This is a genomic window from Streptococcus sp. M334 (genome assembly GCF_000187745.1).
Taxonomy (GTDB): Bacteria; Bacillota; Bacilli; order Lactobacillales; family Streptococcaceae; genus Streptococcus.
Genome location: NZ_GL732486.1, coordinates 648,618 through 673,870, shown reverse-complemented (window position 1 = coordinate 673,870; position 25,253 = coordinate 648,618). Strand labels below are relative to the sequence as shown.

Annotated in this window: 24 protein-coding genes and 2 pseudogenes; 21 read left to right on the top strand and 5 right to left on the bottom strand. The window is 39.4% G+C overall.

The window, feature by feature from the left end:
• Positions 1–52 precede the first annotated feature (52 nt).
• The 7 genes and pseudogenes from HMPREF0851_RS07720 (at position 53) to HMPREF0851_RS07700 (ending at position 3,832) form a co-directional block, all read left to right on the top strand.
• Positions 53–367, top strand: a complete 315-nt coding sequence (locus tag HMPREF0851_RS07720; protein ID WP_000263128.1) for a nucleotidyltransferase family protein — start codon at positions 53–55, stop codon at positions 365–367.
• Positions 348–503, top strand: coding sequence for a hypothetical protein (locus HMPREF0851_RS16445; RefSeq protein WP_232196996.1), 156 nt, complete (start codon positions 348–350; stop codon positions 501–503). Before HMPREF0851_RS07720 ends, HMPREF0851_RS16445 begins: the two co-directional genes overlap by 20 nt.
• 63 nt (positions 504–566) lie before the next feature.
• Positions 567–722, top strand: a complete 156-nt coding sequence (locus tag HMPREF0851_RS16440; protein ID WP_414309417.1) for a HepT-like ribonuclease domain-containing protein — start codon at positions 567–569, stop codon at positions 720–722.
• A gap of 18 nt (positions 723–740) precedes the next feature.
• Positions 741–1,186 (top strand): annotated as a pseudogene (locus tag HMPREF0851_RS16690) (tyrosine-type recombinase/integrase); the annotation flags it as partial.
• Positions 1,187–1,703: 517 nt separating this feature from the next.
• Positions 1,704–2,570: a helix-turn-helix domain-containing protein gene (locus HMPREF0851_RS07710; RefSeq protein ID WP_000537002.1), complete on the top strand. Its 867-nt coding sequence runs from the start codon at positions 1,704–1,706 to the stop codon at positions 2,568–2,570.
• 233 nt (positions 2,571–2,803) lie between these two features.
• Positions 2,804–3,361 carry a CYTH domain-containing protein gene (locus tag HMPREF0851_RS07705; protein ID WP_001003837.1) on the top strand — a complete coding sequence of 186 codons (558 nt, stop codon included), beginning with the start codon at positions 2,804–2,806 and terminating at the stop codon, positions 3,359–3,361.
• 111 nt (positions 3,362–3,472) lie between these two features.
• Positions 3,473–3,832 carry a hypothetical protein gene (locus HMPREF0851_RS07700; protein ID WP_232196994.1) on the top strand — a complete coding sequence of 120 codons (360 nt, stop codon included), beginning with the start codon at positions 3,473–3,475 and terminating at the stop codon, positions 3,830–3,832.
• A gap of 236 nt (positions 3,833–4,068) precedes the next feature.
• On the opposite strand, the gene yidA is transcribed toward HMPREF0851_RS07700, so the two are convergent.
• Together yidA and HMPREF0851_RS07690 are read right to left on the bottom strand one after the other, a co-directional pair.
• Positions 4,069–4,875 (bottom strand): sugar-phosphatase, encoded by an 807-nt coding sequence (gene yidA, locus HMPREF0851_RS07695; protein ID WP_000023510.1) that lies wholly within the window; start codon positions 4,873–4,875, stop codon positions 4,069–4,071.
• 12 nt (positions 4,876–4,887) lie between these two features.
• Entirely contained in the window at positions 4,888–6,192 is a 1,305-nt protein-coding gene (locus HMPREF0851_RS07690) for an HD domain-containing protein (RefSeq protein ID WP_001003514.1), read from the bottom strand.
• A gap of 71 nt (positions 6,193–6,263) precedes the next feature.
• Here HMPREF0851_RS07690 and HMPREF0851_RS07685 point away from each other — a divergent pair, with 71 nt between their 5' ends.
• The 3 genes from HMPREF0851_RS07685 (at position 6,264) to ffh (ending at position 8,647) form a co-directional block, all read left to right on the top strand.
• A complete protein-coding gene (locus tag HMPREF0851_RS07685; protein ID WP_000702214.1) occupies positions 6,264–6,641 on the top strand; it encodes a DUF1934 domain-containing protein in 378 nt (125 codons plus the stop codon).
• A gap of 90 nt (positions 6,642–6,731) precedes the next feature.
• Positions 6,732–7,064 carry a putative DNA-binding protein gene (locus tag HMPREF0851_RS07680; protein WP_000402066.1) on the top strand — a complete coding sequence of 111 codons (333 nt, stop codon included), beginning with the start codon at positions 6,732–6,734 and terminating at the stop codon, positions 7,062–7,064.
• Positions 7,065–7,075: 11 nt separating this feature from the next.
• The gene (gene ffh, locus HMPREF0851_RS07675) at positions 7,076–8,647 is read left to right on the top strand and encodes a signal recognition particle protein (protein ID WP_000863646.1); all 1,572 of its coding nucleotides are present in this window, start codon (positions 7,076–7,078) and stop codon (positions 8,645–8,647) included.
• Between the two features lie 95 nt (positions 8,648–8,742).
• On the opposite strand, the gene HMPREF0851_RS07670 is transcribed toward ffh, so the two are convergent.
• Both HMPREF0851_RS07670 and rsmG read right to left on the bottom strand, forming a co-directional pair.
• Entirely contained in the window at positions 8,743–10,026 is a 1,284-nt protein-coding gene (locus tag HMPREF0851_RS07670) for a uracil-xanthine permease family protein (RefSeq protein WP_025169851.1), read from the bottom strand.
• Positions 10,027–10,327: 301 nt separating this feature from the next.
• Positions 10,328–11,041: a 16S rRNA (guanine(527)-N(7))-methyltransferase RsmG gene (gene rsmG / locus HMPREF0851_RS07665; RefSeq protein ID WP_000801939.1), complete on the bottom strand. Its 714-nt coding sequence runs from the start codon at positions 11,039–11,041 to the stop codon at positions 10,328–10,330.
• Positions 11,042–11,134: 93 nt separating this feature from the next.
• Here rsmG and HMPREF0851_RS07660 point away from each other — a divergent pair, with 93 nt between their 5' ends.
• Positions 11,135–11,695: a LemA family protein gene (locus HMPREF0851_RS07660; RefSeq protein ID WP_000219844.1), complete on the top strand. Its 561-nt coding sequence runs from the start codon at positions 11,135–11,137 to the stop codon at positions 11,693–11,695.
• Position 11,696: 1 nt separating this feature from the next.
• Complete coding sequence (gene htpX, locus HMPREF0851_RS07655; RefSeq protein ID WP_000895739.1) at positions 11,697–12,596, top strand: zinc metalloprotease HtpX; 900 nt, start codon at positions 11,697–11,699, stop codon at positions 12,594–12,596.
• Positions 12,597–12,640: 44 nt separating this feature from the next.
• On the opposite strand, the gene HMPREF0851_RS07650 is transcribed toward htpX, so the two are convergent.
• Positions 12,641–14,200 (bottom strand): ATP-binding cassette domain-containing protein, encoded by a 1,560-nt coding sequence (locus tag HMPREF0851_RS07650; RefSeq protein WP_009014227.1) that lies wholly within the window; start codon positions 14,198–14,200, stop codon positions 12,641–12,643.
• A 553-nt stretch (positions 14,201–14,753) separates the two neighbouring features.
• Between HMPREF0851_RS07650 and HMPREF0851_RS07645 the strand changes: the two genes are divergently transcribed.
• The 9 genes and pseudogenes from HMPREF0851_RS07645 to HMPREF0851_RS07605 all read left to right on the top strand — a co-directional run bounded on the left by HMPREF0851_RS07645 (position 14,754) and on the right by HMPREF0851_RS07605 (position 25,237).
• Positions 14,754–15,296: a YceD family protein gene (locus HMPREF0851_RS07645; RefSeq protein WP_000773212.1), complete on the top strand. Its 543-nt coding sequence runs from the start codon at positions 14,754–14,756 to the stop codon at positions 15,294–15,296.
• Complete coding sequence (nth, locus tag HMPREF0851_RS07640) at positions 15,296–15,925, top strand: endonuclease III (protein ID WP_000244440.1); 630 nt, start codon at positions 15,296–15,298, stop codon at positions 15,923–15,925. Before HMPREF0851_RS07645 ends, nth begins: the two co-directional genes overlap by 1 nt.
• Before the next feature lie 210 nt (positions 15,926–16,135).
• Positions 16,136–16,657 (top strand): bifunctional pyr operon transcriptional regulator/uracil phosphoribosyltransferase PyrR, encoded by a 522-nt coding sequence (pyrR, locus tag HMPREF0851_RS07635; protein ID WP_000850022.1) that lies wholly within the window; start codon positions 16,136–16,138, stop codon positions 16,655–16,657.
• A gap of 18 nt (positions 16,658–16,675) precedes the next feature.
• Positions 16,676–17,599 carry an aspartate carbamoyltransferase catalytic subunit gene (locus tag HMPREF0851_RS07630; RefSeq protein WP_001293843.1) on the top strand — a complete coding sequence of 308 codons (924 nt, stop codon included), beginning with the start codon at positions 16,676–16,678 and terminating at the stop codon, positions 17,597–17,599.
• Positions 17,600–17,648: 49 nt separating this feature from the next.
• Complete coding sequence (locus HMPREF0851_RS07625) at positions 17,649–18,728, top strand: carbamoyl phosphate synthase small subunit (RefSeq protein WP_000166837.1); 1,080 nt, start codon at positions 17,649–17,651, stop codon at positions 18,726–18,728.
• A 448-nt stretch (positions 18,729–19,176) separates the two neighbouring features.
• Positions 19,177–22,353: a carbamoyl-phosphate synthase large subunit gene (gene carB, locus HMPREF0851_RS07620; RefSeq protein ID WP_009014226.1), complete on the top strand. Its 3,177-nt coding sequence runs from the start codon at positions 19,177–19,179 to the stop codon at positions 22,351–22,353.
• Between the two features lie 168 nt (positions 22,354–22,521).
• A pseudogene (locus tag HMPREF0851_RS07615) lies at positions 22,522–23,256 on the top strand (alpha/beta fold hydrolase); the annotation flags it as partial.
• Between the two features lie 246 nt (positions 23,257–23,502).
• Entirely contained in the window at positions 23,503–24,210 is a 708-nt protein-coding gene (locus tag HMPREF0851_RS07610; RefSeq protein WP_000638490.1) for a 2-C-methyl-D-erythritol 4-phosphate cytidylyltransferase, read from the top strand.
• A gap of 4 nt (positions 24,211–24,214) precedes the next feature.
• Positions 24,215–25,237, top strand: coding sequence for a ribitol-5-phosphate dehydrogenase (locus tag HMPREF0851_RS07605; RefSeq protein ID WP_000609876.1), 1,023 nt, complete (start codon positions 24,215–24,217; stop codon positions 25,235–25,237).
• Positions 25,238–25,253: the final 16 nt, after the last annotated feature.

Below are 25,253 nucleotides of genomic sequence, written 5' to 3'. Positions count from 1 at the left end.
TTAATAGGGATATGATTGTAATGTATTGACAACATAAAAAAGGATAGAAGCTATGGTTTATACAATAGATCAGATAAAGGAAAAAATTGTTCCTATTGCTAAACAGTATGATTTGTCTAAAATATATCTATTCGGATCTTATGCTAGAGGTGAAGCTGATGAAAAGAGTGATGTTGATATTGCTTTGGAGTTAGAGGATGATTCGATATATTTTGATGTATATGGTAGGCTTTTAACTATTTTTGATGGTAATATAGATATTCTATTGGTTAGTGATTTACTTTCTCCCAAAACGAATATTGGGAAGTTAGTCAAGAAAAATTTTTTGAATGATAGAGAGGTTATTTATGAGAAGTCAATCTCTTGAAACTGATATAGCATATTTGAAGGATATGGTTTTATATCTTGATAAGGCTGTTGCTGTTTTGGATAAAGCAAGAAGATATAATTTACCTTTAGATGATGATATGGTAGTTGATTCTATCGCTATGAATTTAGGATAAGTAGGAGAACAGTTATCGTTAGGCAAATTATCAGAGGAAGTAAAACGGAAGTATTCAGATAGGATAAACTGGATTCAGATAAAAGGTTTTAGAAATTTTATTTATCATAATTATTCCAACTTAAATTTTAAAATTATAGAGGGTATATTGAAGGAATTTGTTCCCAAAACGAAAGAATCTTTATATTCGATTATAAGAGAATTAGAAGGTGAATTATAAAATAGAAAAGAAAGATAAACTATAAAAACGTATGGAAGATTTGCTAGAAATCGACAAATTTTGTTCCTTAAAAAACGAATACTTCCATAAGAGAAATTCTTATTGATGAAGATTTAATATCTGTATTGGATGAATTGAAAGAGGAACAAGATAAGGTTCTTTATAATCGGGAAGAATTAAAGAAATATGATTTGGTCTTTTGTGATAGAAGGTATAAACTTTCTACAAATTATGGATTGAATAAATATTTGAAAGTATTTTATCCGAACTTGGGATAGGTAGTCAAACCATGATAGCAACAGCAGGAAGGCATATTTACGCTTCATATTTATTATCAAAAGGTGTTGATATATGGGCTGTTTCAAGATTACTAAGTCATAAAGATATACGACAAATTATTCAAACTTACGGACATACTCTAAAAGAGGGTTATTGATAAAGAGTATGATTTAGTAAGAGAATGAATGTTAGTAAAAGGATAAAATAATTTTGACCAATTAAATAGGAAAAATAAGGACTTCCTTTGTTAGAATGTCCTTATTTTTATTATGGAATTGGACAAATGAGGTTAAGGTTCAGATCTATGAACTCAGAAAGTAAGTACAAAGCTTTAAACAGCTTTCAAAAAGATTTGGTGTGGATTTTTCGGGCTAAGGTATGTGACAAAATGAATTGATTGTTATGAAATAGAGAGCCTAAAAAATGGGGAAAATCGATATTGTTTCCCTGAATTTGATATGTTGTAAAAGACTATTTGTGGTCTGTTAAATATATTAATAACAAAATTTAAACATGATAGTCTAATATCTAATCCATTTCAAGTGAATACGTTTATCAATCGTTTGAGTAAGAAAATTTCAAAAGAAGAAGGGATGGTTTTCAAAAATAACTTATCTAGTCATTGTTTATATATAATTTGTATTTAAAATTTAATCGTGTTACAATTGAAATTGAAGTCAAATAGAAAAGGAAAATGCAAACGTGGGCACACTTTTAGCAACAAGATTAAAAAATAGACGAAAAGAATTAAAAATGTCTCAGCGAGAATTGGCTGAGGGGATATGTAAACAGGGACAGATTAGTCGATTAGAGAATGGAGAATTTACTCCAGGAGCAGACTTTTTATATGCTCTGTCGAAGAAGTTAAAAGTTAGTATAGATTATTTTTTTAATGAGCAGATTGTAGAAGAGATTGATGAGTTATCAGAGTTTAAAAAGTTAGCCCAGACATTTATCACAAATCGAAATTATGAGTCTTTGAAATATATATATGAATTAGAGAGTGTAAAGGTACATCACTTGTCTCTAGTAAATAAATTTTATATGGAGTGGATAAAATCCCTTATAGATTTTTATTTCTATGGGCAAAAAGAGGAGGCTGTAGTAAGATTGGAGAAGGTACTGTCTCAGTTAAGTGTAATTGACTTGACCTACCTTCAAGTTGCAAATACTCTATTTAATTTTTATTATGATATTGAAGATTTAGAAAGTTTTAATGAAATTCGAGAAAAGTTAGAGTATCAAGTAAATCAACTCAAGTTAAACACAATTGAAGAATTAAACCTTTCTATTAAATTTAATTATAATGTTTGTCGCTACCTATGGTTGCAGAATAATACTGAAGAAGCTATTACAAAAATCACAGATACGATAAAGCAATGTAAGACGTATAGAACAACATATCTTTTGGCTGATTTGTATTTATTGATGGGAAATGTCAGTAAGAATTTTTCTTCTAAAGTTGCAGTAAAAGAGTACTTTGAAACGGCTTATTTTCTATATAAGCTTGAGGGAAATATGTCAATGGCTCTTAAAATTGAGCATTACATTGCAGATATAACAGAATAGTAAAGACGATGTTCAATTAAGCATCGTTTTTTTGAACCCAAAAATACAAATAAGTATCTAATAAAAATAAATAAAAAAATATTATCAAAAATGTTGACAGTATTATATTGAAGTGCTAAAATGAGTGCAAGAAAATATCAGGCTTTGTGTCCATAAAACATCTCCAGAAACTTACTATAGACTGAGTGAATGTATAGAGACTTCAGGCTTTGAAGAATTGAGAGGTAAAATTAATGAATGAATTAGAAGTTAGATTTGAACTTAACGATGAGAGGGATTATAATAATGCTATTTCATATTTAGAAAAATCTTATAAATTTAAGTGTGAAAATAAGCAAGTTGATGAATATTTTAAAACAAAAGGAAGAGAATTTGAAAATGATGAGGTAGGTAGCTTTATCTACAGAATTCGCCAAGAAGATGATAATAGAGCAAGTATTTTCACAAGAAAAGATACGATAAAACAAGGAATGTGGAGTGAAAGTGAAATAGAGTTAGAATCTGAAAAATTAGAATTTGTAAGGAATATCTTGCAAGATGGTTTTTCAAATATTTTTACAATAAGTAAATATAGAAAGACTTATCATGATGCATTAGAAAATAAAACGATTAATCTAGATAAGATTGATGGTCTTGGGTTTTATCTTGAGATAGAGATTTTAGGAGATTTTTCAAAAGAAGATTATAGTAATTTTTATGATAAAATGTGCGGAGAGTTCTCGTTTTTAAATTCAAAAATAGAAACAAAGGGCTATGTCCAATTAATGAGAGAAAAAAATGGACGTAATTAAAATTATCAAATAGTCTTGTTGGAATTGTATACTCAATTACTGGATTTGGTAGTTTGATAGCATTCTACTTTTCTGAATAAGAAGGATACCTTTATCTTAATGAATATATCAATGGCAACTATCCCACTTGTCATTATGGCAAGCGGAATAGTAGAAAATTGGATATTTTTTGGAATTTGTTACTCAATTTTGAGTGGACTAATTACAATAGCTTCTGTCTCGATTACAACAATACAGCAACAAGAAAGTACTGAGTATAATATTGGAAAGATACTTTCTAGTTCTTTTGTAATAGCTACCATTTTTGCTCCTTTTGGAGGGATACTGGCTGCTTATTTTAATTGGCTTTTAAACCCGAGATTAAGTCTAGTTATTTTGGGATTACTAAGTAGTTTATTGGTTATTCTTATAAAGAGTTATGAAAAAAAGCTAACTAAGAAAAGAACTGCAATATTTATAAAGGAAGATTAGTGGGTTAATTATCATTAGAAAAAATAATATTAATTCGTAGTAAAATAAAAAATTGAAAAAGGTTTTACATAATGTACTATCTAATTCAGATTTAATAATTATTGAGGGGATAGAACTAGAAACCAAAAATACTGAATTTTAAACTGCACCCCAAAAGTAAGATTTTTTCTGTCTAACTTTTGGGGTCAGTACAGTATCTCTAACTTCTGGAGTGCTTTTTCTATATTCAAATTATTTTACAGTACCCATGTACGGATGGCATGGGCAACGCCAGATTCATCATTAGATTTAGTGATGTATTTGGCGATTTTTTTGATTTCTGGATTTCCATTTTCCATGACAACTGGGTTACCAACGACTTCCAGCATGGCGCGGTCATTTTCTTCGTCGCCGATAGCCATGGTTTCGTCTTTGGTCAATCCGAGTTTTTCAGCTAGGTGAGTAATAGCTGAACCCTTGTCCACATTCTTTTTAAGGAGTTCGAGGTAGAAAGGAGCGGATTTGTTGATGGAGTAGCGTTCGTAAAATTCTGCAGGTATTTTTTCAATCGCAGCATCCAGAATTTCTGGCTCATCAATAAACATACATTTGACGATTTCCTTGCCAGACATTTCTTCAGGTGTACGGTAGAAAATTGGCATGCTGACGAGGGTTGATTCGTGCACTGTATATTTTCCGATATTACGATTGGCAGTGTAGATTCCATCCTTGGTAATGGCGTGCATGTGGACACCGAGCTTGCGACTGAGAAATTCCATATCCAGATAATCCTCATAGGTCAAGGATTCACTGATAATCTCATGACCTGTAGCAGTTTCTTGGACAAGGGCACCGTTGAAGGTCACCACATAGTCACCCTCGTCTCTCAACTGCAAATCATCCAGAAGTTTGGCAACACCAGCGATAGGGCGGCCAGTTGCAATCACGACTTTGACACCAGCTTCTTTGGCATCTTGGATGGCAGAAAAGACCTCAGGAGTAATCTCCTTTTGGCTATTGACTAGGGTTCCGTCAATATCAACGGCAATTAGTTTAATACTCATAAATTTCCTCTTCTAGTTTTTATTTGGGGTAAAATGATCGTTCTCAATCAAGTGTAAAAATTGCTGGGTAATACTTGCGAAGATGCTATTTTGGTCCAACATTTCTTTTGGAAAATAAAAGCGATTATCTCCGTGGCGACTGCCAGCAAGGGATTGGACGATAGGAGACAGGCTAGAGAGTTCGGCCAGTTCTCCATTTTTTTGTAAAATCTCAATCTGTGTCCGTGGATTTTCAGATTCGGGACGATAGATATCATAAGGAAGGTCAAAGTTCTTATGAATGGCAGTATAGTAGTCGGGATCAAAGCCGATGTCCTCAACCAATTTTCTCATGTTAGCTAGTTGGTCTTGATCTTCTTGTGAAAAGGTAATGGATTTAAAGACCTTGCGGTTGACAAACCGTTGCGACAGGTCTGCAAGAATCTTGTCAGGACTGGTCATCCAGAGTTGGAAGTAGGTATTCATCACACCATCATCCAGAGCCAGATAATCAGACAAGGTCACATTTTTTTCAAAGAAAGGCAGGAGATGTGGAGATGTTCGTGCAAAGAAGTCCTTATCCTCAGGGTAGAGTTCCTTGGCGCGTTTGAGGAGATTCTGTAGGAGAACTTCCATGGCACGTGTTGCTGGGTGGAAATAGACCTGCATATACATCTGGTAGCGACTGAGGACGTAGTCTTCGATGGCGTGCATGCCATTACGCTGAAAGGCGATACCATTTTCGACAGGGCGAATGACTCGGAGGATGCGAGTCAGGTCAAATTCTCCATAGGATGCTCCAGTAAAATAGGAATCGCGCAAGAGATAGTCCATGCGGTCTGCATCAATCTGACTAGAAATGAGTTGCACGACCTGCTTGTTAGGATAGGTATGGTTAATGATACTAGCCGCCTTTTCTGGAAAGTCTGGCGATACTTGTAGCAAGACTTGGTGAATCTCTGTCTCAGGACTTTGGATAATATCCTGAGTAATGACCTCATGATTTGTATCAAAGAGATGTTCAAAAGTATGGGAGTAGGCACCATGCCCAAGGTCATGTAGGAGAGCAGCGGTCATGGTCAAGAGAGACTCGGCAGGTTCCCATTCGTCTGGATATTTTTCTTCAAAAATCTCTGTGATGCGTCGTGCAATTTCATAGACTCCTAGACAGTGGGAGAAGCGGCTGTGCTCCCCACCGTGGAAGGTATAACTGGAAGTTCCCAGTTGCTTGATACGACGTAAACGCTGAAATTCTTTTGTATTGATCAAGTCATAGATGACCTGGTTATTTACATGGATGTAGTTGTGAACTGGGTCACGGAATACTTTTTCGTTCATATGACCATTATAGCAAAAAGCCAGAGTTTTTGGTAAAATAGTAGGACAAGAGAGAAGAAAGAGGACCTGATGTGAAGATTCGAATACGAAATACGATTCAGTTTGATGAGCAGTTGGAAGTGATTGACCAGCTTTATGACGTGGAAGTGCATGAAAAAGGAGATTATAGATACCTGCTTTTCTATAATGAGGAAGAGGAAAAAGTAGTTATTAAATTTCATGATCAAGAACTGGTGATGAGCCGTTTTTCCAATCCCAAGACCAATATGCGTTTTCTAAAGGATAGTGATAGTTTAGCCTATATTCCGACACCTATGGGCATGCAGGAGTTTATCATCCAAACGAGCCATTATCAAGTTGATGGGCAAAAGATTGAACTAGATTATCAACTACAAAATCAAGAAGGACATCCCTTTGCTAGCTATCAATTGGAAATTACTTGGGGCTAGGCTCATGTCTTTTTCAAATTTACCTGGCTATCTTCTCGGATTAGCCTGCTAATGTGGTAGATTAGGCTAATTTTTGGTATAATAAAAGTTATGGAAATTGAAAAAACCAATCGTATGAATGCGCTCTTTGAATTTTATGCGGCGCTTTTGACAGACAAGCAAATGAATTATATAGAGCTCTACTACGCTGATGACTATAGCCTTGCTGAGATTGCCGAGGAATTTGGTGTCAGTCGTCAGGCTGTCTATGATAATATCAAGCGGACAGAAAAGATTCTGGAAGATTATGAGATGAAATTGCACATGTACTCGGACTACATTGTTCGCAGTCAGATTTTTGATCAGATTTTGGAGCGCTATCCCAAGGATGACTTTCTGCAGGAGCAGATAGAAATTTTAACAAGCATTGATAATAGAGAATAAGAGGAAGAAACATGGCATTTGAAAGTTTAACAGAACGTTTGCAGAACGTCTTTAAAAATCTACGTAAAAAAGGAAAAATCTCTGAATCTGATGTCCAAGAGGCAACCAAAGAGATTCGCTTGGCCTTGCTTGAAGCCGACGTTGCTTTATCTGTTGTAAAGGACTTTATCAAGAAAGTTCGTGAGCGTGCAGTTGGGCATGAGGTCATTGATACCCTTAATCCTGCACAACAAATTATTAAAATCGTTGATGAGGAACTGACAACCGTTTTAGGTTCTGATACGGCTGAGATTATCAAGTCACCTAAGATTCCAACCATCATCATGATGGTCGGTTTGCAGGGGGCTGGTAAAACAACTTTTGCTGGTAAATTGGCCAATAAACTCAAAAAAGAAGAAAATGCCCGTCCTTTGATGATTGCGGCTGACATCTATCGTCCTGCTGCCATTGACCAGCTCAAGACACTCGGACAACAGATTGATGTTCCTGTCTTTGCACTTGGAACAGAAGTACCAGCTGTTGAGATTGTTCGTCAAGGTTTGGAGCAAGCGAAAGCTAACCATAACGACTATGTTTTGATCGATACGGCAGGTCGTTTGCAGATTGATGAGCTCCTCATGAATGAGCTTCGTGACGTGAAAGCCTTGGCTCAACCAAATGAAATCTTGCTTGTCGTTGATGCTATGATTGGTCAGGAAGCAGCCAATGTTGCGCGTGAGTTTAATACTCAGTTGGAAGTGACTGGGGTCATCCTTACCAAGATTGATGGCGATACTCGTGGTGGTGCTGCTCTATCTGTTCGTCACATTACTGGAAAACCAATCAAGTTCACTGGTACAGGTGAAAAGATCACGGATATTGAAACCTTCCACCCAGATCGCATGTCTAGCCGTATTCTTGGTATGGGGGATATGCTCACTTTGATTGAGAAAGCTTCTCAAGAATACGATGAGCAAAAAGCCCTTGAAATGGCTGAGAAGATGCGTGAAAACACCTTTGATTTCAATGATTTCATCGATCAGTTGGATCAGGTGCAAAACATGGGTCCAATGGAAGACTTGCTCAAGATGATTCCAGGTATGGCCAACAATCCAGCCCTTCAAAATATGAAGGTGGATGAGCGCCAGATTGCGCGCAAACGTGCTATTGTGTCCTCCATGACACCTGAAGAGCGTGAAAATCCAGATTTGTTAAATCCGAGCCGTCGCCGTCGTATTGCTGCAGGTTCTGGAAATACATTTGTCGAAGTCAATAAATTCATCAAGGACTTTAACCAGGCTAAACAGCTCATGCAAGGTGTTATGTCTGGGGATATGAACAAGATGATGAAGCAGATGGGAATCAATCCAAACAACCTTCCAAAAAATATGCCAAATATGGGAGGAATGGATATGTCTGCCCTTGAAGGAATGATGGGACAAGGTGGTATGCCTGACTTGTCAGCTCTCGGAGGAGCAGGAATGCCAGATATGAGTCAGATGTTTGGTGGCGGACTCAAAGGTAAAATCGGTGAATTTGCCATGAAACAGTCCATGAAACGCATGGCTAACAAAATGAAAAAAGCGAAGAAGAAACGCAAGTAAGACAAAGGAAGGCTGCAGGGCTTTCCTTTTTTGGAAAGAAGAAAAATGAGCACTTCCGTAGTTGGAAATGCTCGTTTTTTGATTTTCGAAGAGTATTAGTCTTTATTTTCGTATGGCAAGATCAAGTTCAAGATGATTCCTGTCATGGCTGATAGGGCAGTACCTGAAAGGGTAACTGGACCGAGTTTAAGGATAGCTCCTCCAAGTCCAAGTACCAACATGGCACTAGCAATGATGAGATTACGCATTTGAGCGAAATCAACACGTTCTTTAATCAAGACTTTCAAACCGTTGCTGGCGATAACTCCATAGAGAAGGATAGACATACCACCAAGTACAGCATTTGGAATAGTTGAAATCAAGGCTGTGAATTTACCAAGGAAGCTAAGGGCAATCGCGATAAAGGCAGCGTTACGGATAACTGAGACAGAAGCGATACGAGTCATACCGATAACCCCTGTATTTTCTCCGTAAGTTGTATTGGCTGGTCCACCAAGGAAGGCAGAAACAGAAGTTGCGATACCGTCACCAAGAAGAGTACGGTGAAGACCTGGTTCTTTCAAGAATTGACGGCCACAGATTTGACCCAAAACAGTATGGTCTCCAATATGCTCAGAAATTGTTACGATAGCGATTGGCAAGATAGCGATAGTTTCTGGACCGAAGTAAAGATTGTATTCTTTAAAGGCACCACCTGTGCTAAATGGTAAGTAGAAACCAGGAATTTCAAACCAGTTAGCTTTAAGAACTGGTGTAAAGTCAACCAAGCCAAGAGTTAGTGCGAAGAGGTAACCGCCGATAATGGCAAAGAGGAATGGAATGATTCGTAGGAAGCCTTTTCCTTTTGTATTGATAAAGGCAGCAATCAAGAAAGTAACAACGGCTACAAGAGCATTTTTCCAATTCCCGTCTGCTACAAGACCAGCATTGGTAACAGCTGAACCTGCAAGTCCAAGACCGATAACGATGATCATAGGTCCGATGATGATTGGTGGCAAGAGTTTATCAATCCATTTTGTACCTGCAAAACGAACACCAGCAGCCACAAGGACATAGATAAAACCTGTAAGGATAACCCCTGTTTGTGCAGCTGATACATCTCCTCCTAGTTCCTTCATAGCTAGCGACATAGCTGTGATAAAGGCGAATGATGATCCTAGATAAACTGGAACTCTAAAACCAGTTGCGATCATGTAGATGAGTGTTCCAACACCCGAAGCAAAAAGGGCAACAGATACAGGCATTCCCAAAATCAATGGTACCAAGATGGTCGCACCAAACATGGCGAAAACGTGTTGGAAACTAAGGAGAATTCCTTTTCCAGCCGAAGGACGTTGGTCAACGTCTAGTAACAAATCAACAGTTGATTCTTGTTTCATATAAACCTCACTTTTGGGCATCAAAAAAGAGCCCATTATTTTACAGCAATAGGCCCTCAGAGTAAGACTTCTCTAAAATCTAGACTTTAAAGAGTTTCAAGTATTTCTGCGTCTTCGTCACCTCACGGGATGACATTAAAAACCTTTGCTTGTGATAGTATAGCAGAAAAAAATGATTTTGTAAATCATTTTTTCCCGATCCTGGAAATAAAGGAGCGAGGTTGATTTTGTAAATCATTTTTTTCCGAGCCTAGAAATAAAAGAGCGAGGTTTACTTTGTAAATATTTTTTACTAAAAAATTTAAAGCGGGCGTTTATTGGGCATGCCAGCCTTTCTTGGATATTTATTTGGCGTTTCTTTTTTCTTTTCCACCACTGTGATATAACGCGGATCTCCATTTGGTAGGGCGTAGCTGAGATTATCTTTGACCTTACTGAAGAGGAGGTTGAGGGCATTCTTAGCTTCTAATAATTCCTCAGGCGCATTGCTAGCCTTGAGTGCCAATAGTTTTCCGCCAACTTTAAGGTAGGGAATTGTCAATTCAGACAAGACCTGCATACGGGCTACAGCACGAGCTGTTACAAAATCATAGTGAGCACGGAAGTTCTTGTCTTGAGCTAAGTCTTCTGCACGTCCATGGTAGAAATGAACACCGTCCAAATCCAGTTCTTGAGCCAAAAGTTGGAGGAAGTTGATGCGCTTGTTGAGAGAATCAATGATAGTTACATCTAACTGAGGATAGAGGATTTTCATTGGTAGACTAGGAAATCCTGCTCCAGCTCCAATATCAAGAAGTTTGATAGTTTCGTTGGGAATCAAGCCTTGCAGAATGGGTGCAATCGAATCGTAAAAATGTTTGAGATAAACTTCTTCCTTGTCCGTAATAGCCGTCAAATTAATCTTTTCATTCCACTCAACCAAGAGCTCAAAATAACGTTCAAATTGTTTTTTTTGCTGGTCCGAAAGTGGAAGATTTTGCTCGGCAAGCAGGTTGTAAAATGTTTCTGGTTTCATAGTTATTTCCTTCTTTAGTATCATCTTATTTTACCACAATCATTAAAAATTTGATATACTGGTACTAATCTAAAAGTAGAAAGGACTTATATCATGACTTGGATTATTCTTGGAGTTTTAGCTCTTATTGTTATTTTTGTAATTGTTAGCTATAACGGTTTGGTTAAGAATCGTATGCAAACAAAGGAGACTTGGAGTCAGATTGATGTTCAGTTGAAACGTCGAAATGACCTTTTGCCAAACTTGATTGAAACTGTAAAAGGTTATGCCAAATATGAAGGTTCTACCCTTGAAAAGGTGGCAGAACTGCGTAACCAAGTGGCGGCAGCGACTTCACCAGCAGAAGCTATGAAAGCTAGTGATGCCCTTACTCGTCAGGTTTCAGGTATTTTTGCAGTTGCAGAAAGCTATCCAGATTTGAAAGCTAGTGCAAACTTTGTAAAATTGCAAGAGGAGTTGACCAATACAGAAAATAAAATTTCTTACTCTCGGCAACTCTACAACAGTGTTGTCAGCAACTACAATGTAAAATTAGAAACTTTCCCAAGCAATATTATCGCTGGAATGTTTGGATTTAAAGCAGCAGATTTCCTTCAAACACCAGAAGAGGAAAAGGCAGTTCCTAAGGTTGATTTTAGCGGTTTAGGTGACTAAAATGTTGTTTGATCAAATTGCAAGCAATAAACGAAAAACGTGGATTTTGTTGCTGGTATTTTTCCTACTCTTAGCTCTTGTTGGTTATGCGGTTGGTTACCTCTTTATGCGGTCTGGGATTGGTGGTTTGCTTATCGCACTGATTATCGGCTTTATCTATGCCTTGTCCATGATTTTTCAATCGACAGAGATTGTCATGTCCATGAATGGAGCGCGTGAGGTGGATGAGCAAACGGCACCAGACCTCTACCATGTAGTGGAAGATATGGCTATGGTCGCTCAGATTCCTATGCCCCGTGTTTTCATCATTGATGATCCAGCCTTAAATGCCTTTGCGACAGGTTCTAACCCTCAAAATGCGGCGGTTGCTGCGACGTCAGGTCTCCTAGCTATCATGAATCGTGAAGAACTAGAAGCTGTTATGGGGCATGAAGTCAGTCATATCCGTAACTATGATATTCGAATTTCGACTATTGCCGTTGCCCTTGCTAGTGCTATCACCATGCTTTCTAGTATGGCAGGTCGTATGATGTGGTGGGGTGGCGCAGATCGCAGACGAAATGACGATGATAGAGATGGAAATGGTCTTGAAATCATTATGCTAGTGGTTTCCCTACTTGCAATTGTGCTGGCACCTCTCGCTGCAACCTTGGTGCAACTCGCTATTTCTCGTCAGAGGGAATTCCTAGCTGATGCTTCTAGTGTTGAGTTGACGCGCAATCCTCAAGGAATGATAAATGCTCTAGGTAAGTTGGATAATAGTAAACCGATGAGTCGTCCTGTAGATGATGCCAGCAGTGCACTTTATATCAATGATCCCAAGAAAGGTGGAGGGTTCCAAAAACTCTTTTACACCCACCCACCTATCGCAGAGCGGATTGAACGTTTGAAACAGATGTAAAAAGAATCCAGAGATAGTCTCTGGATTTTTACTATGTTGCAAATTTATAAATCTTCTAAATTAACTACCTTCAAACCATGTTCTGTCAAGCGATAGATGCTTGAACAGACCTCTTTTAAGAAACGACGGTCATGCGAAACAGTGATGAGACCGCCTGGATAGGTTGCAAAGAGTTTTCTGATTTGGGGTTGAGAAGTTGGAGAAAAGTTTCGTGTAGGTTCATCCAACAGGAGAAAGTTTGGTTTGCACAAGACTAAATCCAAAAGCAGAAGTTTTCCCTGTTGTCCGCCAGATAAGGAGCGAATTTGATACTGCATTTCTGGATAACTGAAATTGAGACTAGCTAAGTGAGATTGGATTTTCTGCAGTTCCTCTTTTTCCCCAGTTTTACTTAGATAGGCGATTGGTGATAAATCCAATTGCAGTTTTTTCTGGTAATCTTGTGGCATAAAACCAAGAGAAATCTCTCTTTTGGCGCTTAGTAGTTGATGTAACTTGGCTAACAGAGTTGATTTTCCAACACCATTTGGGCCGATAATACCGATTTTTTCTTGACCACGGACAGTTAGTTGTAGTTCTTGAACCAAAACTCGGTTGCCAATGGACAAATTTTCTTTTTCCAGCTGGATTAAGACTTTAGAAGCCGGTAGTGGTTGGATCTCTGAAAAGAAAAGTTGGATTTGTTCCTCTTCAAGTGGCTTTTGGGTCATGGACTGAGCCGCCTTTTCGTAGCGTTTTTCTTGTGAGAGGACAGTTTTCATCTTTTTAGCCAATAGGCGACCGGCAGTACTGTCTTTGGTAGCTCGAAGTGCAGTTTCTACATTTTGCTTGACTCGCCGATGCTTTTCCATGGTTTTGTCATAGGTTCTTTGGTCGTTAGCAGCTTGCTTGCTTTGTCTGACAAAATTAGCCTTTCTCTGCTCACTGTATCGATCATAGTCTAAATGCTCTACTAGCGTTTCGGCTTCTTTTCGGTGCTTGACCAGTCGCAAGTGGACAATAGTGTCTGCCGTTTGAGAAAGAAAGTCTTCATCATGGGAAATGAAAATAACAGTTTGCCGAATCTTTCGAATCTGACCTTTTAGCCAATCAACCGTCTCAAAGTCTAGGTCATTTGAAGGTTCATCTAAAAATAGAATCTCAAAGGGTTTGGATAACTCATGGATGAGCTGAATTTTCAAAGATTCGCCGCCCGAAAGGCTCCCAATCTCTTGATCGCTAGCGAAACGATCACTATCAAAATGCAACTCCTCTGCCAAACGATAGAGGATACTGTAGTCTAAATCAGCAGAATCCAAAAAGAAGTAGTCATGTAGAGTTTTCTTTTTCAGGTCCTCGGGAAGTTTTTGAGGAATGTAAGCCAGTGACTGATAGTCAGACTGGATGTCGCCCTTGATAGTGAAATCAGACAAAGCTTCCCCCATTAAAGTTTTAAGTAAGGTTGATTTGCCATTTCCTTCTTCGCCAATAATAGCTACCTTTTCCCCGTCTTGGATAGTCATGTTTAAGTCTGATACAAGGTCCCGTAAATCTTTGTTTTGTGTGATGGTTAGATGATTGATGTTTATCATATGATTGCCCTTTCTAGAATGTCGATTATGCATAACAAAAAGCTCTACTTTACCTAGTAGAGCCCAAAGTCACTATCGAAAACTCTATTATCCCCGTTGAAAAGCTCGTCAAACTAGCTTAGGATTGCCTAATACAACTCAAGAGGAGCAGATGGTTAGCTTTCTAGTTTTTTGATTTTCAATGAGGATAAGATACTAGAAAATCTAGTATGAAACGAGCACACAAAAAGAGACAAAAACAAGATCTACTAAATAAAGGTTCTTTATTTGATAGACTTAGTTGTTCATGTCTCCCTTACCTCCGAGTATTAGTACCTCTATCCTATACCTTTAAGGATATTTTGTCAACAGAAAACTGGAAATTCTAAGCTCTAAAATCCGAGTGGTAAGCATTAGTAATGAGTTCTTTGTCTTCCATGTGAGCATCCTCCTTGCTCTGATGTATTCTTACCTATAGTATAGCACTAAAAAACAAAAATGTCATAGTAAATATGTTAAAAAATCGAATTTTAATTACAAAGTTTGGTGGGCTGATTTGTAGGCTTTTCATGGTATAATCAAGAGAGTAAATCTTTATGGAGGAAGTATGAAATTAAATATTCAAGAAATTCGTAAGCAGTCTGAAGGCTTGCATTTTGAACAAACGTTAGACCTAGCCGCAGACCTGCGTGCACGTAATCAAGAAATTTTAGATGTAAAAGATATCCTTGCGGTTGGGAAAGTACAGTACGAAGACCGTATGTATTTCTTAGATTATCAACTATCTTACACCATTGTTCTTGCTTCAAGTCGCAGTATGGAGCCAGTTGAGTTAGTTGAATCTTATCCAGTCACAGAAGTTTTCATGGAAGGCGCAACTAACCAACTAGATCAGGAAGTTTTAGACGATGATTTGGTCTTGCCTATCGAAAATGGAGAACTTGACCTTGCTGAGAGCGTGTCAGATAATATCCTACTAAACATTCCTATCAAGGTTTTGACGGCTGAAGAAGAGGCTGGTCAAGGATTTGTTTCAGGAAATGACTGGCAAATCATGACTGAGGAAGAATACCAAGCTCAACAGGCAGTTAAGAAAGAAGAAAACAGTCCTTTTGCTGGCTTACAAGGACTATTTGACGGAGACGAATAATGGTCTTGTCAAAAAAACGAGCACGAAAAGTGCTAGAAGAAATCATTGCTCTGTTTCCAGATGCCAAGCCCAGTCTTGATTTCACCAATCATTTTGAACTCTTGGTTGCGGTCATGTTGTCAGCTCAGACAACGGATGCAGCGGTAAATAAGGCCACACCAGGTCTCTTTGCTGCCTTTCCAACGCCACAAGCCATGTCTGCTGCAACAGAGAGTGAGATTGCTTCACACATTTCCCGCCTAGGACTGTATCGGAATAAGGCTAAATTCCTTAAAAAATGTGCCCAACAGTTACTAGACGATTTTGATGGTCAAGTCCCTCAGACTCGAGAGGAATTGGAAAGTCTGGCAGGTGTTGGTCGCAAGACAGCCAATGTTGTCATGAGTGTAGGATTCGGGATTCCAGCCTTTGCAGTCGATACTCATGTGGAGCGTATTTGCAAACATCACGATATTGTCAAAAAATCAGCGACACCGCTTGAGGTGGAAAAGCGGGTCATGGGTATCTTGCCACCGGAGCAGTGGCTAGCTGCTCATCAGGCTATGATTTATTTTGGAAGAGCTATTTGTCATCCTAAAAATCCAGAGTGTGACCAGTACCCACAGTTATATGATTTTAGCAATTTATAAGATGGGAGCTCAAAAGTTTTTGCTTGATTTTAGGTCTGTTTTGTGCTATAGTATTTGATAACTAAATATTCCTTTAAACCTGTCCCGTGAGGCAGGCAAGGAGCGTGATAAAGTAGAAGGGTGAAGTCTATACTGTTTGCAGTAGGGCTTACTTAGCTATACATTTCAAGTCTCCTTGTTTAAGGAGACTTTTCTTTTTGGAGGTTTGTCATGAAGACAAAAGAAGTTGTAGACGAATTGACCGTCAAACGGGCGATTACGCGTATTACTTACGAGATTATCGAACGCAACAAAGATTTGAATAAAATCGTCTTGGCTGGTATTAAAACTCGTGGTGTCTTTATCGCCCACCGTATTCAAGAACGTTTGGAGCAACTAGAAAATCTTTCGGTTCCTGTTGTGGAATTGGATACTAAACCTTTCCGTGATGATATTAAAAGTGGAGAAGATACTTCTTTGATTTCTGTTGATGTGACAGGCCGTGAAGTTATCTTGGTGGACGATGTGCTTTATACAGGCCGTACTATCCGTGCTGCTATTGATAATATTGTCGGTCATGGCCGTCCTGCGCGTGTGAGTTTAGCAGTTCTAGTCGATCGTGGACATAGAGAATTGCCAATCCGTCCAGATTACGTTGGAAAAAATATCCCAACCAGTCGTTCTGAAGAAATCATCGTGGAGATGGCAGAACTTGATGGCCAAGACAGAGTTCTGATTACTGAAGAAGCTTAGAAAGCTAAAGGAGTAGCCATGTCAGAAAATCAACAAGCATTGAACCATGTGGTGTCCATGGAAGATCTCACTGTCGATCAAGTGATGAAATTGATCAAGCGAGGAATTGAGTTTAAAAACGGAGCTCAGCTTCCTTATGAAGACCATCCGATTGTTTCCAATCTTTTCTTTGAGGATTCTACACGGACGCATAAGTCCTTTGAAGTGGCAGAGATTAAACTGGGGCTGGAACGACTTGACTTTGATGTGAAGACTAGTTCGGTTAATAAGGGTGAAACACTTTATGATACTATCTTGACTCTGTCTGCCTTAGGAGTGGATGTCTGTGTGATTCGTCATCCAGAGGTCGACTACTACAGAGAGTTGATTGCTAGTCCGACGATTACGACTTCCATCATCAATGGTGGAGATGGTTCGGGACAACACCCTAGCCAGAGCTTGCTGGATTTGATGACCATTTATGAGGAATTTGGTCACTTTGAGGGGCTCAAGGTTGCGATTGCAGGTGACTTGGACCACTCACGCGTTGCCAAATCTAATATGCAGATTTTGAAACGCTTGGGAGCTGAACTTTACTTTGCTGGACCTGAGGAATGGAGAAGTCAAGAGTTTGCAGACTATGGACAGTTTGTAACCATTGATGAAATCATTGATCAGGTGGATGTCATGATGTTTCTCCGTGTGCAACATGAACGTCATGATAGTGGAGCTATCTTTTCAAAAGAAGACTACCATGCCCAACATGGCTTGACTCAAGAACGTTACGATCGTTTGAAAGAAACAGCAATCCTTATGCACCCAGCTCCAGTCAATCGTGATGTAGAAATCGCAGATCACTTGGTTGAAGCACCAAAATCACGGATTGTCCAACAAATGACCAATGGTGTCTTTGTTCGAATGGCAATCTTAGAATCCGTATTGGCGAGTAGAAACGCCAACTAAAACACAAGACGTTAAAAGACGCCAGTGAGCGTCCACGAGAGGTGAAAATATGACAAAAAGACTTCTAGTATTAGAAGATGGAACAATTTTCGAAGGCAAGGCCTTCGGAGCAGATATTGATGTAACTGGTGAAATTGTCTTTAATACAGGCATGACCGGCTACCAAGAATCCATTACAGACCAGTCTTATAATGGACAAATCTTGACCTTTACTTATCCTTTGGTCGGAAATTATGGAATTAACCGTGATGATTACGAATCCATTATTCCAACTTGTAAGGGAGTTGTTGTTTTCGAAGAAGCGCGTAGAGCAAGTAACTGGCGTAATCAAATGACCTTGGATGAATTTTTGAAAGCCAAGAAAATTCCTGGTATTTCAGGGATTGATACGCGTGCACTTACCAAGATTATCCGTAAGCATGGTACCATGCGTGCAACCTTGACCCATGTTGGGGACAGCATGGACCATGTGACGGACCAGCTCCAAGCAACAGTATTGCCGACAGACAATATTAAGCAGGTTTCTACTAAAACATCCTATCCAGCTCCAGGAGTTGGTTTGAGCGTGGTGTTAGTGGACTTTGGCCTCAAGCACTCAATCTTACGTGAACTTTCTAAGCGCAACTGTAATGTGACCGTGGTTCCATACACGACAACTGCAGAAGAAATTCTTCATCTTAATCCTGACGGAGTTATGTTGTCAAATGGGCCAGGTAACCCAGAAGACGTTCCACAAGCACTGGACATGATTCGTGGTGTGCAAGGAAAAATTCCAATCTTTGGTATTTGTATGGGGCACCAACTCTTCGCCATGGCAAACGGGGCTAAGACTTACAAGATGAAATTTGGTCACCGTGGCTTTAACCACGCGGTACGTGAAATTGCAACAGGACGAGTAGACTTCACCAGCCAGAACCATGGTTATGCAGTTAGCCGTGAGGATTTGCCAGAGCACTTGATCATTACCCACGAAGAAATCAATGACAAGTCAGTTGAAGGTGTGCGTCACAGATACCAACCTGCTTTCTCTGTCCAATACCACCCAGACGCAGCCCCTGGTCCACACGATGCAAGCTACCTATTTGACGAGTTTATCGAGATGATGGAAGCATTTAAACAATCAAATTAATAACGAGTAAAAGCTTGTCGAAGAATTTATGTAACTGAACACGGACGGAAAGCTCGGAATTTAGAGAAACCAATTTGGATTGTCAATCCTTCCTTGGTTTCCTAAAATTCAATCGCTTTTTATTCGTCCTTTGTATCTTATTTAATGTCGCTCTGTGAGGCGACGAATAGAAAGGCAGGTCGTTTCTTTTAGTCGCTATCAGGCGAACTAAAAACTCCCTGCACTAGATTTTTTACCGAAAAGTATCGTTTCGCTAAAAAATCGTCGGAGAATTTATTTAATGGCAACCTGAGAGTTGCCGAATAGAAAGGAGAAGGGTGGTCCGTATTTGCTAAACTGAATACGGGCTACGGACTGTGCTAAAAAGATAGTTATTCCTAGGACTGACCGTTCTTCGTCATAACTCCTATTTTAGCTTTGTCCGCTTGACGCCCTTAATATCTTATATATGCCTAAACGTACTGATATTCAAAAAATTATGGTGATTGGTTCTGGTCCGATTATTATTGGTCAGGCTGCTGAGTTTGACTACGCTGGGACCCAGGCTTGCTTGTCGTTGAAAGAGGAAGGTTATGAGGTTATTTTGGTTAACTCAAACCCTGCAACCATCATGACGGACAAGGAGATTGCTGATAAGGTTTATATTGAACCGATTACACTTGAGTTTGTGACGCGTATTCTTCGTAAGGAACGTCCAGATGCCTTGCTACCAACCCTTGGTGGGCAAACTGGTCTTAATATGGCCATGGAATTGTCTAAGAATGGTATTTTGGATGAGCTTGGAGTGGAACTTCTGGGGACTAAATTGTCTGCCATTGATCAAGCGGAGGACCGTGACCTCTTTAAACAATTGATGGAAGAATTGGAGCAACCAATTCCAGAATCTGAAATTGTCAACACAGTAGAAGAAGCAGTTGCCTTTGCAGCAACAATTGGCTACCCAGTCATCGTTCGTCCAGCCTTTACACTTGGTGGTACTGGTGGTGGTATGTGTGCTAATGAGGAAGAATTGCGTGAAATCGCTGAAAATGGATTGAAATTGTCACCTGTTACCCAATGTTTGATTGAGCGTTCAATTGCAGGTTTCAAAGAAATCGAATACGAAGTGATGCGTGACTCAGCTGACAATGCTTTGGTTGTTTGTAACATGGAAAACTTTGACCCAGTTGGGATTCACACAGGGGATTCCATTGTACTTGCCCCTGCGCAAACCATGTCAGACTATGAAAACCAAATGCTTCGTGATGCAAGCTTGAGCATTATTCGTGCCCTTAAGATTGAAGGTGGATGTAATGTTCAGCTGGCCCTTGACCCACACAGTTTCAAGTATTATGTCATCGAAGTAAACCCTCGTGTATCACGTTCGTCAGCCCTTGCCTCTAAGGCTACAGGATATCCGATTGCCAAATTGGCTGCTAAGATTGCAGTAGGTTTGACCTTGGATGAGGTCATCAACCCAGTTACAGGTTCAACTTATGCCATGTTTGAGCCTGCCCTTGACTACGTGGTTGCTAAGATTCCTCGTTTCCCATTTGATAAGTTTGAAAAGGGTGAACGTCGTCTTGGAACACAGATGAAGGCGACAGGAGAAGTCATGGCGATTGGTCGAAACATCGAAGAATCACTTCTTAAGGCCTGTCGTTCCCTTGAAATTGGGGTTTATCACAATGAAATACCTGAACTTGCATCAGTTTCTGATGATGCCTTGATCGAAAAAGTTGTCAAGGCTCAAGATGATCGTCTCTTCTATGTGTCAGAAGCTATTCGCCGTGGTTACACACCAGAAGAAATTGCTGAATTGACTAAGATTGATATCTTCTATCTGGATAAACTCTTGCATATCTTTGAAATTGAGCAAGAATTGGGCGCTCATCCACAAGATCTAGACGTTTTGAAAACGGCTAAACTCAATGGTTTCTCAGACCGTAAGATTGCTGAACTCTGGGAAACGACAGCTGATCAAGTTCGCCAACTTCGTTTGGAAAACAAGATTGTCCCAGTTTATAAGATGGTAGATACTTGTGCGGCAGAATTTGACTCTGAAACACCATATTTCTATTCAACCTATGGTTGGGAAAATGAGTCTGTCAAGTCTGACAAGGAATCTGTACTGGTCCTAGGTTCTGGTCCAATCCGTATCGGGCAAGGGGTCGAGTTTGACTACGCAACTGTTCACTCTGTTAAGGCGATTCAAGCTGCTGGTTATGAAGCCATCATCATGAATTCAAATCCAGAGACCGTTTCTACAGACTTCTCGGTATCTGACAAGCTCTATTTTGAACCATTGACATTCGAAGATGTTATGAACGTCATTGACTTGGAGCAACCAAAAGGCGTTATCGTTCAGTTCGGTGGTCAGACAGCCATCAACCTTGCTGAACCATTGGCAAAAGCAGGTGTGACTATTCTTGGTACGCAGGTTGTTGACCTAGACCGTGCCGAAGACCGCGACCTCTTTGAGCAAGCTCTTAAAGACTTGGATATTCCACAACCACCAGGACAAACGGCTACCAATGAAGAAGAAGCAGTGCTTGCAGCTCGCAAGATTGGTTTCCCAGTTCTTGTCCGCCCATCTTATGTACTTGGTGGACGTGCTATGGAGATCGTGGAAAATGAGGAGGACCTTCGTTCTTACATGCGTACAGCGGTTAAGGCTAGTCCAGACCACCCAGTTCTTGTTGACTCTTATATTGTTGGACAAGAGTGTGAAGTTGATGCCATTTCAGACGGTGAAAATGTCCTTATCCCTGGTATTATGGAGCATATCGAACGTGCTGGTGTCCACTCAGGTGATTCAATGGCTGTTTACCCACCACAAACCTTGTCGCAAAAGGTGCAAGAAACAATCGCCGACTATACTAAACGCCTAGCAATTGGTCTTAACTGCCTTGGAATGATGAATATCCAGTTTGTTATCAAGAATGAAAAAGTCTATGTTATTGAGGTCAATCCACGTGCTAGCCGTACGGTTCCATTCCTTTCTAAGGTGACCAATATTCCTATGGCTCAGGTGGCGACTAAGCTCATTCTTGGGCAAAGTTTATCAGAACTTGGCTACCAAGATGGACTTTACCCTGAAAGCACTCGCGTTCATATCAAGGCACCTGTCTTCTCCTTTACCAAACTAGCTAAGGTAGACAGTTTGCTTGGTCCTGAAATGAAGTCAACAGGTGAAGTTATGGGTTCTGATACTACTTTGGAAAAAGCTCTCTATAAAGCCTTTGAAGCTTCTTACTTACACTTACCAACCTTTGGTAACGTTGTATTTACCATTGCTGATGATACTAAAGAAGAAGCCTTGGACTTGGCTCGTCGTTTCCAAAATATTGGCTATGGAATCCTCGCTACAGAAGGGACAGTAGCCTTCTTTGCCAGTCATGGATTGCAAGCCCAACCTGTTGGTAAGATTGGTGATGACGATAAGGATATTCCAAGTTTTGTTCGCAAAGGAAGAATTCAAGCTATCATTAACACAGTTGGAACCAAACGAACTGCTGATGAAGATGGTGAGCAGATTCGCCGTTCAGCTATTGAACACGGGGTGCCCCTCTTCACAGCCCTAGATACAGCTAACGCCATGCTCAAAGTATTGGAAAGCCGTAGTTTTGTCACAGAAGCGATTTAAATAGAAAAATAAGTCGAACAAAAAATCTTGTAAGATAAGAAAAACGTATAATATCAGGTGTTGAAATCCTTGATATTATGCGTTTTGTTGTGAGAATATTTACTTCATTTACTGTAGAAGAATCAATCTTAAGCTGCTAAAAGGATCTATTTTTTGTACAATAATGCTATGAAAAAACTAAAACAATGTAGTCTTGGCTTTCTTAGTTTCATTCTTTTGTTCTTACTTGCTACATTTATCTTTCATCGTATCAGTTTAGAAAAGGAACAAGCCTCACTGACACCTATGGGGCAACAAGTTCTCGTCGATGGACATCAAATGAATGTTTACGTTGAAGGGAGTGGTCCTGAGACTATAGTAGTTCTCTCAGGTGCTGGTATTGCTTCTCCTATATTGGACTTTAAAGAAGTATCGGAATCCTTATCGAAACGGTATAAGGTAGTCATCGTGGAGCGAGCAGGATATGGTTATAGTAATGATAGCAATCATTCAAGAGATGTGATGGAGGTTTTATCTGAGACGCGTCAAGCTCTTTCACAAGCAAATGTCAAAGGTCCTTTTATTATTTCATCTCATTCCACGGCTAGTCTAGAGAGTCTGGCTTGGCAGAAGAAGTATCTTGATGAAGTAAAAGCTTTGATAGGACTTGATTGGGTACTGCCATCAAGTTATGAAGATTTAAAGGAGAATCAGACCTTGTTCACTGTGGCATATTGGAGCAGCAAGATTGGTTTATTACGCTACTTTCCTGAGTCTTTTTATATAAAAAATCCAACTCTGACCGAAAATGAACTAGAACAATATAAACTCCTAGCTTATAAGCAATTGATACCACAAGCTATACTTCATGAATCCCGTTTAGTAAAGGAAAATGCTAAGAAAGTTCCCTCAAGTATCAATCCGATCTTAATTTTAAGTTTTCTTTAAGGAAACTATATTATTCTGAAGAACTCTAAAATTTCACAGCATTTATTAGTAATGACTACAGAATTCCTAGTAATTACTAGAAATGGTCCTGTTTCTTTGAATAATAGAACTACTTAATCCTCCTATTCTAGAACGGGAGGGCCGGTATTTCTTTCATGATAGGACTAGATTGTGGTATAATAGAGAGAATAAGTTTTTTTAGTAAGACAAAGGAGAAAATAGATGATTTATGCAGGAATTCTTGCTGGTGGAACTGGTACTCGCATGGGAATTAGTAATTTGCCAAAACAATTTTTAGAGCTAGGCGATCGACCTATTTTGATTCATACAATTGAAAAATTTGTCTTGGAACCAAGTATTGAAAAAATTGTGGTTGGGGTTCATGGAGACTGGGTTTCCCATGCAGAGGATCTTGTAGATAAATATCTACCTCTTCATAAGGATCGTATCATCATTACAAAAGGTGGTGCTGACCGTAATACGAGTATTGAGAAAATCATTGAAGCAATCGATGCTTATCGTCCGCTTACGCCAGAGGATATCGTTGTTACCCACGACTCTGTTCGTCCATTTATTACGCTTCGCATGATTCAGGACAATATCCAACTTGCCCAAAATCACGACGCAGTGGACACAGTAGTTGAAGCGGTTGATACTATCGTTGAAAGCACCAACGGTCAATTTATTACAGATATTCCAAATCGTGCTCACCTTTATCAAGGACAAACACCTCAAACATTCCGTTGCAAGGACTTCATGGACCTTTATGGATCTCTTTCTGATGAAGAGAAGGAAATTTTGACAGATGCATGTAAAATCTTTGTAATCAAAGGAAAAGATGTGGCCTTGGCCAAAGGTGAATATTCAAATCTAAAAATTACAACCGTAACAGATTTGAAGATTGCAAAAAGTATGATTGAGAAAGACTAGTAAAATGATTAATCAAATTTATCAACTAACTAAGCCTAAGTTTATCAATGTCAAATACCAGGAAGAGGCTATTGACCAAGAGAATCATATCCTCATCCGTCCTAATTATATGGCGGTCTGTCATGCGGATCAGCGTTACTACCAGGGAAAACGTGATCCCAAGATTTTGAATAAAAAGCTTCCAATGGCAATGATTCACGAGTCATGTGGAACCGTTATTTCTGACCCTACAGGAACCTACGAAGTTGGTCAAAAAGTTGTCATGATTCCCAATCAGCCTCCTATGCAGAGTGATGAAGAATTCTATGAGAACTACATGACAGGAACCCATTTCTTGTCTAGTGGTTTTGATGGCTTTATGAGAGAGTTTGTTTCTCTCCCTAAAGATCGTGTGGTGGCTTATGATGCTATCGAAGATACGGTTGCAGCCATTACAGAGTTTGTCAGTGTTGGCATGCACGCTATGAATCGTTTATTGACTCTTGCTCATAGTAAGCGGGACCGAATCGCCGTTATCGGAGATGGAAGTTTAGCTTTTGTGGTTGCCAATATTATCAACTATACTTTGCCAGAAGCAGAGATTGTGGTTATTGGTCGTCATTGGGAAAAGTTGGAACTTTTCTCTTTTGCCAAAGAATGCTACATCACTGATAATATTCCTGAAGATTTGGCCTTTGACCATGCTTTTGAGTGTTGTGGTGGTGATGGTACTGGACCAGCCATTAATGATTTGATTCGCTATATTCGTCCTCAGGGAACGATTCTTATGATGGGAGTTAGTGAGTATAAAGTCAATCTCAATACACGCGATGCCTTAGAAAAAGGCTTGCTCTTAATTGGGTCCTCTCGTTCTGGTCGCATTGATTTTGAAAATGCCATCCAAATGATGGAAGTCAAGAAATTTGCCAATCGTCTTAAAAATATCCTTTATCTAGAAGAACCTGTAAGAGAAATTAAAGATATTCACCGTGTCTTTGCAACCGATTTAAACACAGCCTTTAAAACCGTGTTTAAGTGGGAAGTATAAGTGCTGGAGGTTAATT